The sequence below is a fragment of the Halomonas sp. NO4 genome (assembly GCF_010994375.1).
Lineage (GTDB): Bacteria > Pseudomonadota > Gammaproteobacteria > Pseudomonadales > Halomonadaceae > Halomonas.
Genome location: NZ_WHMA01000051.1, coordinates 1 through 15,043, shown reverse-complemented (window position 1 = coordinate 15,043; position 15,043 = coordinate 1). Strand labels below are relative to the sequence as shown.

Here is a 15,043-nt window from a genome sequence, read left to right as displayed (position 1 = left end):
CCTGAGAAGTGGGAAGCCTCGCCCGTGGCGCGTCAGCGCTTAGGGCGGGGAGCAGTCACCGACAGGAAGTTCGCCATGCACATCTCCGAGCTCTACATCTACCCGGTCAAGTCGCTGCGCGGCATCGCCTTGGAGCGGGCCAAGCTCGGCGTGCGCGGCCTGGCTTTTGACCGCCACTGGATGGTGGTCGATGACGAGGGGCGCTTCGTCACCCAGCGCCAGTTGCCCGCCATGGCCCAGGTAGCGGTGCGGCTCGCTCCTGACACCCTGGTGCTCGAGCATCCCGCGGCGGCGCCGCTGACCATCGAGCTGGCGCGGGACGATCAGTCGGCGCTGACGGCCTCTGTCTGGGAGGATCGCTGCCGAGCACTGGACGAGGGAGGCGAGGCGGCGCGCTGGCTCACCGGCGTGCTGGGTGCGGTCAATGGCAGCGGCCTGCGCCTGGTGCGTTTCGCGCCGGATCAGCAGCGTGGCGTGGATGCCCGCTATCTGCAGGGGGAGGGCGCCCATACTGCCTTCGCCGACGGCTTTCCGTTTTTGGTCACCAGCGAGTCCTCATTGGCGGCCGTGAACGCGGCGCTGGTCAAGAAGGGGCTCGACCCGGTGCCGATGAGCCGTTTCCGTCCCAACATCGTGATCGACGGTGCCGAGGGCTTCGCCGAGAACGGCTGGGGAGAGCTGCACGGCACGGAGGGTCGCTACCGCCTGGGGCTGCGCAAGGCGTGCCAGCGCTGCAAGATCACCACCGTCGACCAACGCAGTGGCGATATCCGCGTGCCCGGCGAGCCGCTACGAACCTTGGTGACAATGAGCGCTCACGTCGGCAAGCCGGGTGGCTACTTCGGCCAGAATGCCACCCTGCTGGCCGGCCCCGGGGAGACGATGCGCGTCGGCGACTCGCTTACCGCTCTCGCCTGAGCCATGCGCGAACGGCTCGAGCAGTATCAGGTCCTGATCTATCTCGCCGCCATCCTGGCCGGAGTGGCGGTGGGCACGCACGCACCGGCGATGGCCGAATGGCTGGCGGCAGCGATCTGGCCGCTGCTCGGCGCGCTGCTCTACGCCACCTTCACCCAGGTGCCGCTGATTCGGCTGAGGGCGGGGTTGGCGAAGGCGCGCTTCCTGGCCGCGGCGGTACTCGGCAACTTCGTGGTCATACCGCTGATCGTCTGGGGCCTGGTGCAGGGGCTGCCTGCCGACCCGGGGCTGCGCCTCGGGGTGATGCTGGTCCTGCTGCTGCCGTGCACCGACTGGTTTCTCTCCTTTACTTACCTGGGCGGGGGCGACACGCCTACCGCCATCGCCTTCACGCCACTCAGCCTGCTGCTGCAGCTTGCCCTGTTGCCCCTTTACCTCTGGCTCTTCCTGGGCCAGGCGGCGCTGGCGGGACTGGCCCAGCGGGAGCTGCTGCTGGCATTCGGCGGTCTTATCCTCGTACCGCTGGCGCTGGCCTTCGTCACCGAGTGCTGGGTGCAGGGCGACCCGCGTCGCCAGCGCTGGGTCGAGGCGCTGGGCTGGCTACCGGTGCCGCTGCTGGCGCTGGTGTTGTTCGCGGTGGCGGCGGGACAGGTGGGCAGCCTGGCGGCCTCGCTCGGTATCCTGGGGCGGGTTGCGCCCCTGTTCGTGGCCTTTCTCGCCGCCGCGGTGCTGCTGGCACGGCTGCTGGCCGCGGCATTCCGCCTGCCGGTGGACCAGGGGCGGGTGCTGGCCTTCAGCTTTGGCTCGCGCAACTCCTTCGTGGTGCTGCCTCTTGCCCTGGCGCTGCCGGCCGGCTTCGAGAGCGCTGTGGTGGTGGTAGTCTTGCAGTCGCTGGTGGAACTTGCCGGCATGCTGGTCTTTCTTCAACTGGTGCCGAGATGGCTGTTCCCCCTCTGCCGATCAAGTTGATGCAGTGCAATATTTGCTAGGCTGTAGGCTGAACGCGTGTTTTTGAAGGCCCTCTTTTCCGATCACGGAGCCATGGTGATGACGAGCCAGGATCGCCGCACGACATCTCGCGCCACAGAACCGCAGACCTGTGTGCCATCCCCTGCCGAGGAGGAGCGACCCAATCCAGGGTTCTATTCCACCCATGCCCTCGACCGCGCCTTCAAGGCCAACCTGGCGCGAATGACTGCCGGAATAACGCCGGCAGGCTTGGCCAGCGTCTACTTCGAGTGGCTTGCCCATCTGGCACTGTCGCCGGGCAAGCAGGTGGAGCTGGGCGAGAAGGCCCTGCGCAAGTCGCTGCGCCTGGGGCAGTACGTCAGCCGTATCGCCAGCGACCCGGAGGCCAGCCCCTGTATCGAGCCCATGCCCCAGGACCGCCGCTTTGCCGGCGACGCCTGGCAGCAATGGCCCTACAACGTCATCTATCAGTCCTTTCTGCTGACCCAGCAGTGGTGGCACAACGCCACCACCGAGGTGGAGGGGCTGCCGCCGCAGCGCGAGCGGGTGGTCAATTTCGTGACCCGCCAGCTGCTCGATCGCTGCTCCCCCTCCAACGTGCCCTGGCTCAATCCCGAGGTCACCGCGGCCACGCTGCAGTCCGGGGGCAGGAACCTGGTGGACGGCTGGCAGAACTTCGTCGAGGACTGGGAACGGACCGTGTCGGGCAAGCCTCCGGTGGGGGCCGAGCGCTTCCGGGTCGGCGAGAACCTGGCGGTCACGCCGGGCAAGGTCGTCTACCGCAACCGACTGATCGAGCTGATCCAGTATGCGCCCGCCACCGAGCAGGTGCAGGCCGAGCCGGTACTGATCGTGCCCGCCTGGATCATGAAGTACTACGTGCTCGATCTGGTGCCGGGCAAGTCGCTGGTGGAGTACCTGGTCGCCCAGGGCCACACGGTGTTCATGATCTCCTGGCGCAATCCGGGCTCCGAGGATCGCGACCTGGGCATGGAGGACTACCGTCGCCTGGGCCCCATGGCGGCGCTGGAGGTGGTCACGGCGATTACCGGCCAGCCGCGGGTGCATGGGGTGGGCTACTGCCTGGGCGGCACGCTGCTCGCCATCGCCGCGGCAGGCATGGCGCGTGACGGCGACGAACGGCTGGCTTCGCTCACCACCCTGGCCACCCAGGTGGACTTCACCGAGGCCGGCGAGCTGATGCTGTTCATCGGCGAAAGCGAGGTCACCTACCTGGAGAACATGATGTGGGATCAGGGCTACCTCGACGGCTACCAGATGGCCGGAGCCTTCCAGATCCTGCGCTCCAACGACCTGGTCTGGTCGCGCGTCGTACACGACTACCTGCTCGGCAAGCGCCAACCCATGAATGAACTCATGGCCTGGAACGCCGACATCACGCGCATGCCCTACCGCATGCACTCCGAGTACCTGCGTCGACTCTTCCTCGATAACGACCTGGCCGGCGGGCGCTACCAGGTGGACCACCGCCCCGTGGCGATCCAGGACATCCGCGCCCCGCTGTTCACCGTGGGCACCACTCACGATCACGTCGCGCCCTGGCCCTCGGCCTACAAGATCCACCTGCTGACCGATGCCGACGAGGTGACCTTCCTGCTCACCAGCGGCGGGCACAACGCCGGCATTATCAGCGAGCCGGGCCATCCGCGCCGGCGTTTCCAGGTGCGCACCCAGCGCCAGGGCGAGCGCTACCTCGACCCGGAGACCTGGCAGGCCACCACGCCGACGCAGGAGGGCTCCTGGTGGCCGGCCTGGCAAGAGTGGCTGGTGGCGCACTCCTCGGGCAAGACGGCCCCGCCGCCGATGGGCAGCGAGCGCTTCCCGCCGCTTGACCCGGCCCCCGGCCGCTATGTTCGCCAGGCGTGAGCCGGCCCCATGCCTCCCTGGGACCGGGTCTTCTATGCTGGAGAGAAGACCCGGGAGACGGAGGTGTCCCATGCTGGGTGCCATTGCCGGCGACATCATCGGTTCCGTGCACGAAGGGGCCGGGACCAAGACGCGCGACTTCCCCCTGTTCACGCCTGCTAGCACTTTCACCGACGATACCGTGCTGACCGTTGCGGTGGCCGAGGTGCTGCTCGAGGACGGCGACTTCGTCGATGCCTTTCACGACTACTTTCACCGCTACCCGGATGCCGGCTTCGGCGGGATCTTCCGCAACTGGGCGGCGGCGCGAGCGGTTCCCCTACCACAGCTTCGGCAACGGTTCGGCCATGCGGGTTAGCCCCGTGGGTTTTGCCGCTACTTCGCTGGAAGAAGCGCTGCAGGTCGCCCGGCGCAGCGCCGAGGTCACCCACGACCACCCCGAGGGCATCCGTGGCGCCCAGGCCGTGGCGGCGGTGATCTACCTGGCTCGCCAGGGCGCCAGCAAGCCCGAGATACTCGTCGAGGTGGAAGAGCGCTTCGGTTACGACCTCTCGGCCTGCCTGGATGACATTCGGCCGCGTTACGGCTTCGATGTGACCTGCAAGGGATCGGTCCCCGAGGCGATCATCGCCTTCCTGGAAGCCGACGATGTCGAGGAGGCCATCCGCAATGCCATCTCCCTGGGCGGCGATGCCGACACCCTGGCTTGCATGGCCGGCGGCATGGCCGAGGCCTTCCACGGCGGCGTGCCGACCGAGCTGGCCGAGGGTGCGCTCGCCCGTCTGGACCCCGAGTTGCGACGTGTCGTGGAGGCGTTCCGGGCACACCACTCCCTGGCGTAATGCCTGCCTTTGCCCCTATCTGCCATGCAGCGCTGTGCCCAAACTTTTACGGACTTTTTAGATCGCGGCGTGCTTTCATGAGCCTGCCACGGCGCCGCCGGCGTTCGTGAATCCCATTCGATCCCGCGCTTGCGCACAGGGAGGTCGAGCCCGTGACGAGACGGTCGCATTGGCGAGGCGGTGAACGCCTCCACCGCTGGGCACCGGTGTTCAAGGTACTCGCCGTGCTGTGGTTGGTGTTGGCGCTCTTCATGACGGTGCCGCTGGGCGTGCTGCTCATCGAGGCGGACCCTGATGCGCGGGCCTTTCTGCTCTCGATACTGGTGGTGCTTGCGGCCGTGGCGCTGACATGGCTGGCCACCCGCAAGGTGGCCGTTGAGCTCAAGCCGTGGCAGATGTTCGTGCTAACCACACTGAGCTGGATCACCATCAGCGGTTTTGCCAGTCTGCCACTGATCTTCGGCGCGCCGCACCTCTCCTTCACCAATGCCGTTTTCGAGTCCGTATCGGCGATCACCACCACAGGCTCGACGGTGCTGGTGGGTATCGAGGAGCTCTCTGATGGCCTCAAGCTGTGGCGTGGCATCATGCAGTGGCTCGGCGGCATCGGCATCATCGTGATGGGCATCGCCATTCTGCCCTTCCTGAAAGTGGGCGGTATGCGGCTTTTCCATACCGAATCGTCAGACTGGTCCGACAAAGTGATGCCGCGTACCGGCGGTATCGCCAAGGCGACACTCGCGGTGTATGTCGGTTTCACCTCGACCGCGGGGCTTGCCTACTGGCTAGGTGGCATGGTGCCGCTGGATGCCGTGGTGCACGCCATGACCTCGGTGGCGACGGGTGGCTTTGCCAATTCCGATGCCTCCTTCGGGGCCTACAGCAATAGTCCCCACATCTTGTGGATGGCGACCTTGTTCATGCTCGCCGGCGCCTTGCCGTTTGTGCTCTACATTCGTATGTTGCGCGGTGCTCGGCTGGCGCTATGGCGCGACCAGCAGGTACAGGGAGTGTTGCTGCTGCTGGTCGTGGTCATCGGCCTGCTCAGCGCTTGGCGCAGCTGGCAAGGGGTGTCGCCGTTCGAGGCGTTGACCCATGTCAGCTTCAACGTGGTGTCGGTGGTTACCACCACCGGTTATGCGTCGGAGGATTACAGTGTCTGGGGTCCGCTGGCTTTCGTGGCCTTCTTTTATCTGACGTTCGTTGGCGGCTGCAGCGGTTCCACCAGTGGAGGGATGAAGCTCTTCCGCTTCCAGATTGCGGCGATTCTGCTGCGCAACCAGCTGCGCTTTCTGATCCACTCCCAAGGCATCTTTGCCTCGCGGTACAACGGTCAGCCGCTGACGGATGACATCACGCGTGGGGTCGTTGCCTTCTCATTCTTTTTCTTTTTGACCATCGCCGGCCTGGCACTGGGTCTGGCGCTGCTGGGGCTCGACTTCATCACCGCACTGTCAGGGGCGGCGACGGCAGTGGCCAACGTGGGCCCGGGGCTGGGCGAGATCATCGGCCCTGCCGGCAACTTCGCCCCCCTGCCGGACGCCGCCAAGTGGCTGCTGTGCGTGGGTATGCTCATGGGACGGCTGGAGATTCTCACCGTGCTGGTGTTGCTGACGCCAATGTTCTGGCGACACTAGGCTGAGGGTGTGCCATTGAGGGAGGCGAACGACCAATGAGCGATAGCGTGGAGTCCAGGCAACTGGCCGATGCCGAGCCAGTGGTGGAGGAGGCTCAGCCGCCGCGACCGGGTCGGGTAAAACTGTTGGTGGCGCTCAGCGGTGGCGAAGAGGACCTGGCGCTGGTGCGGGCCGCGCATCGCATGGCGGAGCGCGATGGCGTGCGCTGGCGGGCGGTGCACGTGGACAACGGGCGTACCACGCAGCAGCGCCGCCTGCGACTCGAGCAGGCCTTTGCGTTGACGAACCGGCTGGGGGGCGAGACCCACCAGATCCAGGGACAGGGGCGTGCCGAGGAGCTGCTCGACTATGCCCGGGCACAGCGGGTTGCGACCCTGGTGGTGGCACGCCCCCGACCCTCCGGTTGGCGTTTCTGGCGACGCCCGCTGGTCGACCGTCTGCTGCACAAGGCCGGGCCTTTCGACCTGGTGGTTGTGGCCGAAGCCGGTGCGCGGCCGCGCTTTCGCCCACGCCGCGTGCATGTGCCGCTGCGCTGGCGCGAACCGGCGGTGGCGGTGCTGTGGACGCTGGGTGCTCTGCTGGTGGCCGGGGCGCTCGACGCCTCGCTGGAGCTGGCCAACCTTTCCGTGGTGTTCCTGGTCGCCGTGCTGGCCAGCGCCGTTCTGGCCGGCACCCGGGCGGCCATGCTCAGTGCCGTTCTGGGGTTTCTCGCCTTCAACTTCTTCTTTACCCAGCCGCGTTTCTCGCTGGTTATCGGACAGCGTGAACAGGTGCTGACGGTGCTCTTCTTTCTGCTGGTTGCCGTAGTGGTGGGGCAGCTGGCCGGCCGCGGCCGACAGCGGTTACTGGCCCTGCGTGCCAGCCGCGAGCAGACCCATCGCCTGCTGAGCTATTCCCGCGCCCTGTCGGCTGCGACCGGCCGTGACCAAGTGCGCGACATCGGCGTGTCGACGCTGGAGCAGTGGCTGGGGGTGCCGGTGGTGTTTCTCGATCGCCAGGCAGGGGAGAGCGAGCTGACGGTGCGTTCGGCCCGGCCCGGCGACGTCACCCTGGACGGCGAGGCCTTGGCGGCGGCGCAGTGGTGCTGGAATCATCGCCAGCCGAGCGGCTTCGGCACCGAGATCCAGGGCAACCTGCGCTGGCGTTTCCTGCCACTCGTCGAGCAGTCGGAGGTGCTGGGCGTGGTGGGACTGGAGCTGGCAGTGCGCAACGGCGGCCTTGGGCCCGATGAGGAGGCACTGATCGACACCCTGGTGCGTCAGCTGGTGATGGCGCTGGAGCGTACCCGTCTCGTGGGGGAGCTGAGTGAGGTGCGGGTCTCGGAGGAGAATGAGCGGCTGCGTTCGGCGTTGCTCTCGTCGGTCTCCCACGACCTGCGCACGCCACTCGCCTCGATCATCGGCTCGGCCAGTTCGCTACGTGAACTGGAGCCGCAACTCAGCGCCGATGATCGTCGTGAACTGCTCGACGGTATCCTCACTGAGAGCGAGCGGCTCAACCGCTACATCCAGAACCTACTCGACATGACGCGCCTGGGGCAGGGCGGGCTCAAGATCGAACGCGACTGGATCGCCCTGGATGATCTGGTGGCAAGCGCCTTGAAGCGATTGGGGGCCGAGACCGGCAACCTGGAGGTGGTGCGTGACTGGTCCGATGACTTGCCGCTGCTGCACGTGCATCCGGCGCTCATCGAGCAGGCGCTGGTCAACGTGATCGACAATGCGGTGCGCTTCTCGCCGCCGGGTGGGCGCGTGACCCTCCACGCCGAGCGGGATGCTGAAACACAGGAACTGGTGATCGAGATCGGCGATCAAGGACCGGGTATTCCCCCCGAGCAGCGTGAGGCCGTCTTCGATATGTTCCACACCGGTGGCGAGGGCGACCGCGGCCGCTATGGCAGCGGACTGGGCCTGGCGATCTGCCGCGGCATGCTCGGCGCTCATGGCGGCAGCATTCGTGCCGAGCCGGGCGAAGGCGGTGAGGGCACCCGCATCGTGATGCGCCTGCCGCTGCCGGAGGAGCAGGGAGCAGCGCCTGATGCCGACTGAACCACGTCGGGTGCTGGTCGTCGACGACGAGCCACAGATCCGCCGTTTTCTCCGCATCAGCCTGAGCTCGCAGGGTTTTCAGGTGATCGAAGCAGCAACCGGTCGTGAGGGACTTGCCCTGGTGGCCCAGAGTGCCCCGGATCTTGTGCTGCTCGATCTGGGCCTTCCCGACATGGACGGTCAGAGCGTGCTGGATAGGCTGCGCACCCTAAGCTCGGTGCCAGTTATCGTCGTTTCGGCGCGTGGCCAGGAGACCGAGAAGGTGCACGCCCTGGATGGCGGCGCCAATGACTATGTCACCAAGCCCTTCGGCATCCAGGAGCTGCTGGCACGCATTCGTGCCTCGCTACGCCATCAAGCGCGGGAGCTTGTCGATACGCCGGTCGAGCGCTTCACAAGGCATGACCTCGCCATCGACCTGGCGGTGCGTCGAGTGCTCAAGGGTGGTGAGCCGGTTCACCTCACGCCCAAGGAGTACGCCGTGCTGGAGCTGTTGTGCCGCCATGCCGGGCGCGTCGTCACACAGATCCAGCTGCTGCGCGAGGTGTGGGGGCCTAGCCACGCACAAGACAGCCACTATCTACGGATCGTGGTCAGCAAGCTCCGCCACAAGCTGGGTGACGACCCCCAGGAGCCCCAAGTGCTGCAGACCGAAGCGGGCGTCGGCTATCGGCTGCTTGTCGAGCCGGTTTCTTGAGTGCAGCTGGGCGCTTCCTGCTTAGCAGGCATGCACTCCCGGGCTGAGGTTGTCTGCCCCGCCCACGCCATGGTGTCTATGCTGTGGGTAGTGCCGATCCGTCGAGCGTCGAGGAAGAGGGGCGTTGGCCCGGCACGGGACATGCGCGACGCCGGCCAGGAGGGCAGTCATGTCACGAGAAGCGCGTTTCCATCCGATCATCTACGTGCGTGGGTTCGCCATGCGCGAGAGCGAGATCGAGAACACCATCCACACCCCCTACATGGGGTTCAACCTGGGGGCCACGCGAGTGCGCCAGGGCCCGGGCGGCGAGTTGCACACCTTCATCTTCGAGTCGCCGGTGATCCGGCTGATGAAAGATTACGGTTATCGGGACATCTACCGGGACGGCGCGGTGCACGAGGGCGACCTGCCGCGCAAGAGCCTGCTGATTCACCGCTACTACGAAGACGCCGAGGGGCGGGGGCGGCGCCCCTCGATCATCGAGGCGGCCGACGACCTCGCGGCGCAGATCCTGTGGCTGCGCGAGCGCATTTGCGGTGACGATGCCGCGGCACGGGCGGCGTTCCGGGTCTACCTGGTGGCCCACTCCATGGGCGGGTTGATCTGCCGTTGCCTGTTGCAGAATCAGGCCGTGGGTGAGCCCGAGGCGAAGGCCTGTGTCGACAAGGTGTTCACCTACGGCACGCCCCACAACGGCATCGACATGGCGGGCTTCAACGTGCCGCGCTTTCTCGATGTATGGGACATCGACAACTTCAACCGCGAGACCATGGCGTCCTACCTCGATCTCAGGCCGCGGGAGGGGCGAGTCAACCATCTCGACGGGCGCTTTTCTCCCGAACGATTCTTTTGCCTGGTGGGCACCAACCATCAGGACTACGGTCTGGCGCGCCTGGCCGTGGGGCCGATGAGCGATGGCCTGGTGAAGATCGATAATGCCTGGGTGGCGGGCGCCCCGCGGGTGCACGCCTACCTGGGCCACAGTGGCCACTTCGGCATGGTGAACTCGGAAACGGGCTACCAGAACCTGGTTCGCTTCCTGTTCGGCGATGTGCGCGTGACCGGGCGACTGGAGATGGAGCAGTTGCCGTTGCCGCCTTCGGTGGCGGCGGCGCGGGAGGAGGGCCGCACCATTGAGGGCGGTTACCACGTCGAGTGCACGGTGACGCCGCGCCGCTTCCCACCGATACCGCTATCGGAGCGGCGTACGGCGCACGGCTCGGCGATCTTTCGCCGCTACGACGAGCTCTTCCACCCCGAACGACTGGGACTCGACCGGGCGCGGCACCCGGTGCTCTTCTCGCTCTACCTGGACAGCGCCAAGATCACCGTCAAGCAGGGGCGCACCATGCTGTTCGTCGCTGATATCGCGGTGCGCAGTACCGAGTTCCAGGTCGACGGGCGCTGGTTCGTGAATCGTCGCGTGCCCGACGAGAACCTGTTTCGCGACCAGGTGGTAGTGCTGGCCACGGACAGCGCCGAGGGGTGGCGCCTGCGCTACGTGCTGGGCGACGAGGAGTGGGGGGAAGGTCGCGGCAAGGCGGTCAGCGTGGATGACGACGGGCAAGGTTATGTGCCGCTGCGCAGCCGCAAGGGGTTCCAGGCGCGGCTCTATCTGGACGTGGTCGACTGGCAGTGAGCCGCTCTCGGCAAGAAGGGAAAGGCGCGCCGGCGGATGCCGGCGCGCGTGGGCTTACAGGGTCATGAAGGGCATGGGTTCCTGGTCGGTGAACTGGTAGACGTTCCAGTCCTCCTTCTTGGGCCCGGGCATGCCCGGGGTGCCGATGGGCATGCCGGCTAGGCCGATGCCGTCGACCCGCAGTTGCTGGTCGAACAGGGTTTCGATGGCCTCGAAGGGTACGTGGCCCTCCACCGTGTAGCGGCCGATCTTCACGGTGTGGCAGGAGCCGAGGCCGTAGGGCAGGCCGGCTTCCTGCTTGATCTCGCCCATGTCGACGTCGTCGATGACGGTCAACTTGATGCCTTTGGCTTCCAGGTGTTCGGCGTAGCCGTCGCAGCAGCCGCACTGCGGGTTCTTGTAGAGGGTGGCCTCGTCCGGCACCGGGGCGGCGTGGGCGGCAGAGACGGAACCCAGTGCCAGGGCACCGGTGAGCAGCAGGGAAGTCAGGGAACGGTTCATGAAGAGGCTCCGTTACGCGGGGTGAAGAAGAGGTACTTGCCCAGGGCGGCAATGCCCAGGGTGATCAGCAAGAGGGCGGCGATGGGCATGACGGTGCCCAGAATGCTGCCGGTCATGGGGCAGTCGATTGGCATGGGAATGCCTCCTGAAGAACGCGGGTCTACATCAGGTAACGCTGTCGGTGCGATGGGCGGTCGTTCAGGCTCTGGGAGGACGCCGCGGGGGCTGGGGACTGCGTGCGACGAAGGCCACCGCCGGGGCGATGGTCGGGGAAGCGGGTTCGGTAAGGGCCAGATGCATGCCGCGGGCGAGTGCGGAACAGGCGGAACAGCCGAAGGTGTCGGCGCGAGGCTCGGCATCCTTGACGGGATCGGTGGCCGCGCCGTCGGGCATCTGCATATGAGGCGTGAGGCAGTCAGCGTGGCCGGTGCTGCCGAGGTCCATGGCCGCATGCCCGGGCAGGCTGCCCACCACCAGCAGCAGAGCGATCAGAAGGGCTAGTAGGCGACCTCCAGTGCTTCTGCTCGGTGATGGTGTGGCGAGCCCTGTCATGCGTGGTTCCTCGTGGCTGATGTATTACATTGAAACCGATACGGTGTGGCCTGTCATTGACCTGGTGCAAGAAAGCACTGCGGTCAGTCGTCGCGGTGGCGATGGCCGTGGCGATGCATGAAGACGTGCATGCCGAGGCACAGCAGCATGGGCAGCAGTAGCCAGGCGCTGTCGCCCAGCGCTTCACCTCGCCACAGCAGCAGCGCCGCGGCGCCGCCCATCAGGGCCACGCAGGCCAGCATCATCAGCCCATGGCCGGCGTGGCCGTGACTCCCCGATGGGGAGCGTTCCTCGTGGTTCTCATGGGAAGAAGGATCGTGATGGTTCATGAGGGCTCTCCATCGGGTTGGGTTCGGGAGTAGCGACGCTTGAGCAGCAGAGAATTGCCGATCACCGAGAGGGAACTGGTGGTCATGGCGATGACACCGATCATCGGGTGCAACAGGCCGATGGCGGCGATGGGGATGGCCGCCACGTTATAGGCGCTGGCCCAGATCAGGTTCTGGACGATCTTGCCGAAGGTGGCACGGGAGAGGTGCATGGCGTCCACAACGGCGGTGAGCTCGCCGCGTACCAGGGTCACGTCGGCGGCCTCGATGGCCACGTCGGCGCCGGCGCCGATGGCGATTCCCACGTTGGCCTGGGTGAGTGCTGCGGCGTCGTTGATGCCATCGCCGACCATGGCTACGTGGTTGCCGTGTTTCTCCTGCAGCGCGCGGATGGCATCGACCTTGCCTTCCGGCAGCACGCCGGCCTGGACCTCGTCGATGCCCACCTCGTCGGCCACGGCACGGGCGGCGCGTTCATTGTCGCCGGTGATCATCACCACGTGCAGGCCGAGGTCATGCATGCCGCGGATGGCCTCGACCGACTCCTGCTTGAGGGTATCGGCCACGGCGACCAGTCCCATAGCCTTGCCGTCGGCGGCGACGATGACGACGGTGCGACCCTTGTTCTCGAGCGCCTGCATGTCATCGGCCAGGGCGTCGAGGCCGCTGACGCCTTCTTCTTCGAGCAGACGGCGATTACCGATCAGCACCGTTTCGTTGCCGACCTTTCCCGAGACACCGCGCGCCCCGGTGGAGCGAAACTCGCTGACCTCGCCGGGTTTCACATCGCGCTCCTTGGCACCGTCGACGATGGCCCGGGCGATAGGGTGCTCAGAGGCATTCTCCACACTCGCCGCCAGAGTCAGTAGATGTGACTCATCGACGCCTTCGGCGGCGACGGCCTCGGTGAGCTTGGGCTCGCCGCGAGTAATGGTGCCGGTCTTGTCGAGCACCATCACCTTGACGTCCTTGAAGGTCTGGATCGCTTCGCCGGAGCGGATCAGGATGCCGCGCTCGGCACCGATGCCGGAGCCGACCATCAGTGCCGTGGGAGTAGCCAGTCCCAGGGCACAGGGGCAGGCGATGACCAGCACGGCGATAGCGGCGAGGATCGCCAGCACCGGTGTGGCGGCCTCGGGGTTCACCCAGGGAAGGAAGGTCGCGCCCCAGTCGAGAATCGGCCGCAGGGCATCCGGGAATATTGCCCAGGCAATCAGGCTCGCCAGGGCAATGGCCAGCACCGCCGGCACGAAGCGTCCGGTCATGCGATCGGCGAATTCCTGGATCGGCACGCGCGAGCCCTGCGCCTGGTCGATCAGGCGCACCACCTGGGAGAGAAAGGTATCGCCGCCGATACGGGTCGCCTTGACCCGCAGTCGTCCCTCCTTGTTGATGGTGGCGCCGATCACGCTGTCCCCGCTGCTCTTGTAGACCGGTATCGACTCGCCGGTGGCAATGGACTCGTCGAGATGGCTTTCGCCTTCGACCACTTCGCCATCGGTGGGGATCTTGTCGCCGGGACGCACGATCATGATATCGCCGGGAGCCAGTTCCTTCACCGGCACCTCGACTTCCTCGCCATCACGCTCCACGCGCGCCGTCTTGGCGCCCAGGGTCATCAGGCGGCGGATGGCCTGGGAGGCGCGTCCCTTGGCCAGTGCCTCCAGATAACGTCCCAGCAGGTGGAAGGTCATGATGGTGGCGGCCATCTCGATGAACGAGGTCATCGGGTAGACGAAGCCGACCAGGCCGATCAGATAGGGCGGCAGGCTGCCCATGGAGATCAGCACGTCCATGTTGAAGGTGCCGTTCTTCAGCGAGCGCCAGGTCGACTTGTGGGTGGCGATACCGCCATAGAGGAACACCACCGGGAAGGCCAGCACGGCGATGATGGCCAAGTAGCCGGGGATCGGCTGCCAGAACATGTGCGGCATCATCAGCAGCATGATCAGGGTGGTGGGAACCGCGGCGATGATCAGTCGTTTGCGCGCCTGGCTGAGGTAGGCCTCCTCGATCTCGGCATCGGCTTCGGCGTCTTCTTCCTCCGCTTCTCCCTGCACGGCGGCTACGTCATAGCCGGCGCCCTCCACGGCACGCTTGAGGGTATCGCCTTCGGGGCCGTTCGCCCTGATCGTCACCTTGACCTGGTGGTTGGCGATATTGGTATCGATTGCTTCGATGTTGTCGAGGCGTTCCAGGGTGCTACGGATGATGCCGGCACAGTGGTCGCTGCCCATGCCGGGTACCGTCAGACGGATCTGCTGCCTGCCCGTGTCACCGCCGACAGCGGCGACATCGTAGCCGGCGCCTTCGACGGCGCGTTTCAGTGCCTCGCCATCCGGGCCCTCGGCACCCACTGTTACGCTGACGCGGTGGCTGGCGATATTGGTATGGATCTCGCCCACGCCCTCGAGTCGCTCGAGCGTCGTGCGCACGATGCCGGCACAGTGGTCACTACCCATGCCGGGTACCGTCAGGGTGATTCGGTTATCGGTCATATCGGCCATTGCTCTCCTCCTGATTGCAAGGCCAGGTGGGTGGCCTATCGGCGGCCGCCCACCCCCAATGGGTGAGGAGTGCTCAGTGATGGGATTCGTGATCCTCGGGTGTGATGCCCTCGGGCATGGCCTGTTGCAGCTGCTCGCGCTGCTCGTCGGTGAGCAGGTCGTTCAGGGCGTTGTGGTGGCGGACACGGTCGGCCAGCATCTCGCCATGCAGCTCGGCCATCTGGCCATGCAGTGCCTGTATCTCGTCAGGGTCGGGGCGCGCCTCCTGCATGAGCGCCATGAGATCGTCACGCAGATTCATCATCTGACCCATGCCTTCGAGCTGTTCCTGACGGTGCCCCTGTATCAGCTCACGCATTTCGCTGCGTTGCTCGGGCTCGAGCAGCTGCTGCATGCCCATGCCGGAGCCGCCCATCATGGGGCAGGGCATCATCCCGCTACCCATCATTCCTTTCATCATGCCGGGACCCATGCCGCCCTGGCCCATCATGCCGGGACCCATGCCGCCTTGGCC

15 protein-coding genes are annotated in these 15,043 nt (G+C 66.2%); 9 read left to right on the top strand and 6 right to left on the bottom strand.

Annotated elements, in window-relative coordinates:
• The 9 genes from FEF15_RS18170 to FEF15_RS18135 form a co-directional block, all read left to right on the top strand.
• Positions 1-918 (top strand): MOSC N-terminal beta barrel domain-containing protein (locus FEF15_RS18170; RefSeq protein ID WP_346427875.1); only part of this gene is annotated, 918 nt, incomplete at its 5' end.
• 3 nt (positions 919-921) lie between these two features.
• A complete protein-coding gene (locus tag FEF15_RS18165) occupies positions 922-1,887 on the top strand; it encodes an arsenic resistance protein (protein WP_163560710.1) in 966 nt (321 codons plus the stop codon).
• A gap of 78 nt (positions 1,888-1,965) precedes the next feature.
• Positions 1,966-3,774 (top strand): alpha/beta fold hydrolase, encoded by a 1,809-nt coding sequence (locus FEF15_RS18160; RefSeq protein ID WP_163560708.1) that lies wholly within the window; start codon positions 1,966-1,968, stop codon positions 3,772-3,774.
• 70 nt (positions 3,775-3,844) lie between these two features.
• Entirely contained in the window at positions 3,845-4,132 is a 288-nt protein-coding gene (locus tag FEF15_RS19305; protein WP_205598581.1) for a hypothetical protein, read from the top strand.
• Complete coding sequence (locus FEF15_RS18155) at positions 4,041-4,616, top strand: ADP-ribosylglycohydrolase family protein (RefSeq protein ID WP_205598580.1); 576 nt, start codon at positions 4,041-4,043, stop codon at positions 4,614-4,616. Before FEF15_RS19305 ends, FEF15_RS18155 begins: the two co-directional genes overlap by 92 nt.
• Before the next feature lie 152 nt (positions 4,617-4,768).
• Positions 4,769-6,253: a Trk system potassium transporter TrkI gene (gene trkI, locus FEF15_RS18150; protein WP_205598579.1), complete on the top strand. Its 1,485-nt coding sequence runs from the start codon at positions 4,769-4,771 to the stop codon at positions 6,251-6,253.
• 35 nt (positions 6,254-6,288) lie between these two features.
• Positions 6,289-8,301, top strand: a complete 2,013-nt coding sequence (locus FEF15_RS19545; RefSeq protein WP_163560706.1) for an ATP-binding protein — start codon at positions 6,289-6,291, stop codon at positions 8,299-8,301.
• Positions 8,291-8,998, top strand: a complete 708-nt coding sequence (locus FEF15_RS18140) for a response regulator (RefSeq protein ID WP_163560704.1) — start codon at positions 8,291-8,293, stop codon at positions 8,996-8,998. The genes FEF15_RS19545 and FEF15_RS18140 overlap by 11 nt, the downstream gene beginning before the upstream one ends.
• Before the next feature lie 169 nt (positions 8,999-9,167).
• Complete coding sequence (locus tag FEF15_RS18135) at positions 9,168-10,640, top strand: hypothetical protein (RefSeq protein WP_163560702.1); 1,473 nt, start codon at positions 9,168-9,170, stop codon at positions 10,638-10,640.
• A 54-nt stretch (positions 10,641-10,694) separates the two neighbouring features.
• Here FEF15_RS18135 and FEF15_RS18130 read toward each other — a convergent pair whose 3' ends face one another.
• The 6 genes from FEF15_RS18130 to FEF15_RS18105 form a co-directional block, all read right to left on the bottom strand.
• Entirely contained in the window at positions 10,695-11,141 is a 447-nt protein-coding gene (locus tag FEF15_RS18130) for a DUF411 domain-containing protein (protein ID WP_163560700.1), read from the bottom strand.
• Positions 11,138-11,275, bottom strand: a complete 138-nt coding sequence (locus FEF15_RS18125; protein ID WP_163560698.1) for a hypothetical protein — start codon at positions 11,273-11,275, stop codon at positions 11,138-11,140. Before FEF15_RS18125 ends, FEF15_RS18130 begins: the two co-directional genes overlap by 4 nt.
• A gap of 64 nt (positions 11,276-11,339) precedes the next feature.
• Positions 11,340-11,693, bottom strand: a complete 354-nt coding sequence (locus FEF15_RS18120; RefSeq protein ID WP_163560696.1) for a hypothetical protein — start codon at positions 11,691-11,693, stop codon at positions 11,340-11,342.
• An 83-nt stretch (positions 11,694-11,776) separates the two neighbouring features.
• A complete protein-coding gene (locus FEF15_RS18115; RefSeq protein ID WP_163560695.1) occupies positions 11,777-12,022 on the bottom strand; it encodes a hypothetical protein in 246 nt (81 codons plus the stop codon).
• Positions 12,019-14,529: a heavy metal translocating P-type ATPase gene (locus FEF15_RS18110; protein WP_163560693.1), complete on the bottom strand. Its 2,511-nt coding sequence runs from the start codon at positions 14,527-14,529 to the stop codon at positions 12,019-12,021. The genes FEF15_RS18115 and FEF15_RS18110 overlap by 4 nt, the downstream gene beginning before the upstream one ends.
• 73 nt (positions 14,530-14,602) lie before the next feature.
• On the bottom strand, positions 14,603-15,043 hold a 441-nt coding region (locus FEF15_RS18105; RefSeq protein ID WP_163560691.1), incomplete at its 5' end, for a Spy/CpxP family protein refolding chaperone.

What these genes read in the sequence shown, in the direction of transcription:
- FEF15_RS19545 (WP_163560706.1), top strand. Translation starts at nt 6,289, where the DNA reads ATGAGCGATAGCGTGGAGTCCAGGCAACTGGCCGATGCCGAGCCAGTG.
- FEF15_RS19305 (WP_205598581.1), top strand. Translation starts at nt 3,845, where the DNA reads ATGCTGGGTGCCATTGCCGGCGACATCATCGGTTCCGTGCACGAAGGG.
- FEF15_RS18155 (WP_205598580.1), top strand. Translation starts at nt 4,041, where the DNA reads ATGCCGGCTTCGGCGGGATCTTCCGCAACTGGGCGGCGGCGCGAGCGG.
- FEF15_RS18130 (WP_163560700.1), bottom strand. Translation starts at nt 11,141, where the DNA reads ATGAACCGTTCCCTGACTTCCCTGCTGCTCACCGGTGCCCTGGCACTG.
- FEF15_RS18135 (WP_163560702.1), top strand. Translation starts at nt 9,168, where the DNA reads ATGTCACGAGAAGCGCGTTTCCATCCGATCATCTACGTGCGTGGGTTC.
- FEF15_RS18140 (WP_163560704.1), top strand. Translation starts at nt 8,291, where the DNA reads ATGCCGACTGAACCACGTCGGGTGCTGGTCGTCGACGACGAGCCACAG.
- FEF15_RS18120 (WP_163560696.1), bottom strand. Translation starts at nt 11,693, where the DNA reads ATGACAGGGCTCGCCACACCATCACCGAGCAGAAGCACTGGAGGTCGC.
- FEF15_RS18110 (WP_163560693.1), bottom strand. Translation starts at nt 14,529, where the DNA reads ATGGCCGATATGACCGATAACCGAATCACCCTGACGGTACCCGGCATG.
- FEF15_RS18160 (WP_163560708.1), top strand. Translation starts at nt 1,966, where the DNA reads ATGACGAGCCAGGATCGCCGCACGACATCTCGCGCCACAGAACCGCAG.
- FEF15_RS18165 (WP_163560710.1), top strand. Translation starts at nt 922, where the DNA reads ATGCGCGAACGGCTCGAGCAGTATCAGGTCCTGATCTATCTCGCCGCC.
- FEF15_RS18115 (WP_163560695.1), bottom strand. Translation starts at nt 12,022, where the DNA reads ATGAACCATCACGATCCTTCTTCCCATGAGAACCACGAGGAACGCTCC.
- FEF15_RS18125 (WP_163560698.1), bottom strand. Translation starts at nt 11,275, where the DNA reads ATGCCAATCGACTGCCCCATGACCGGCAGCATTCTGGGCACCGTCATG.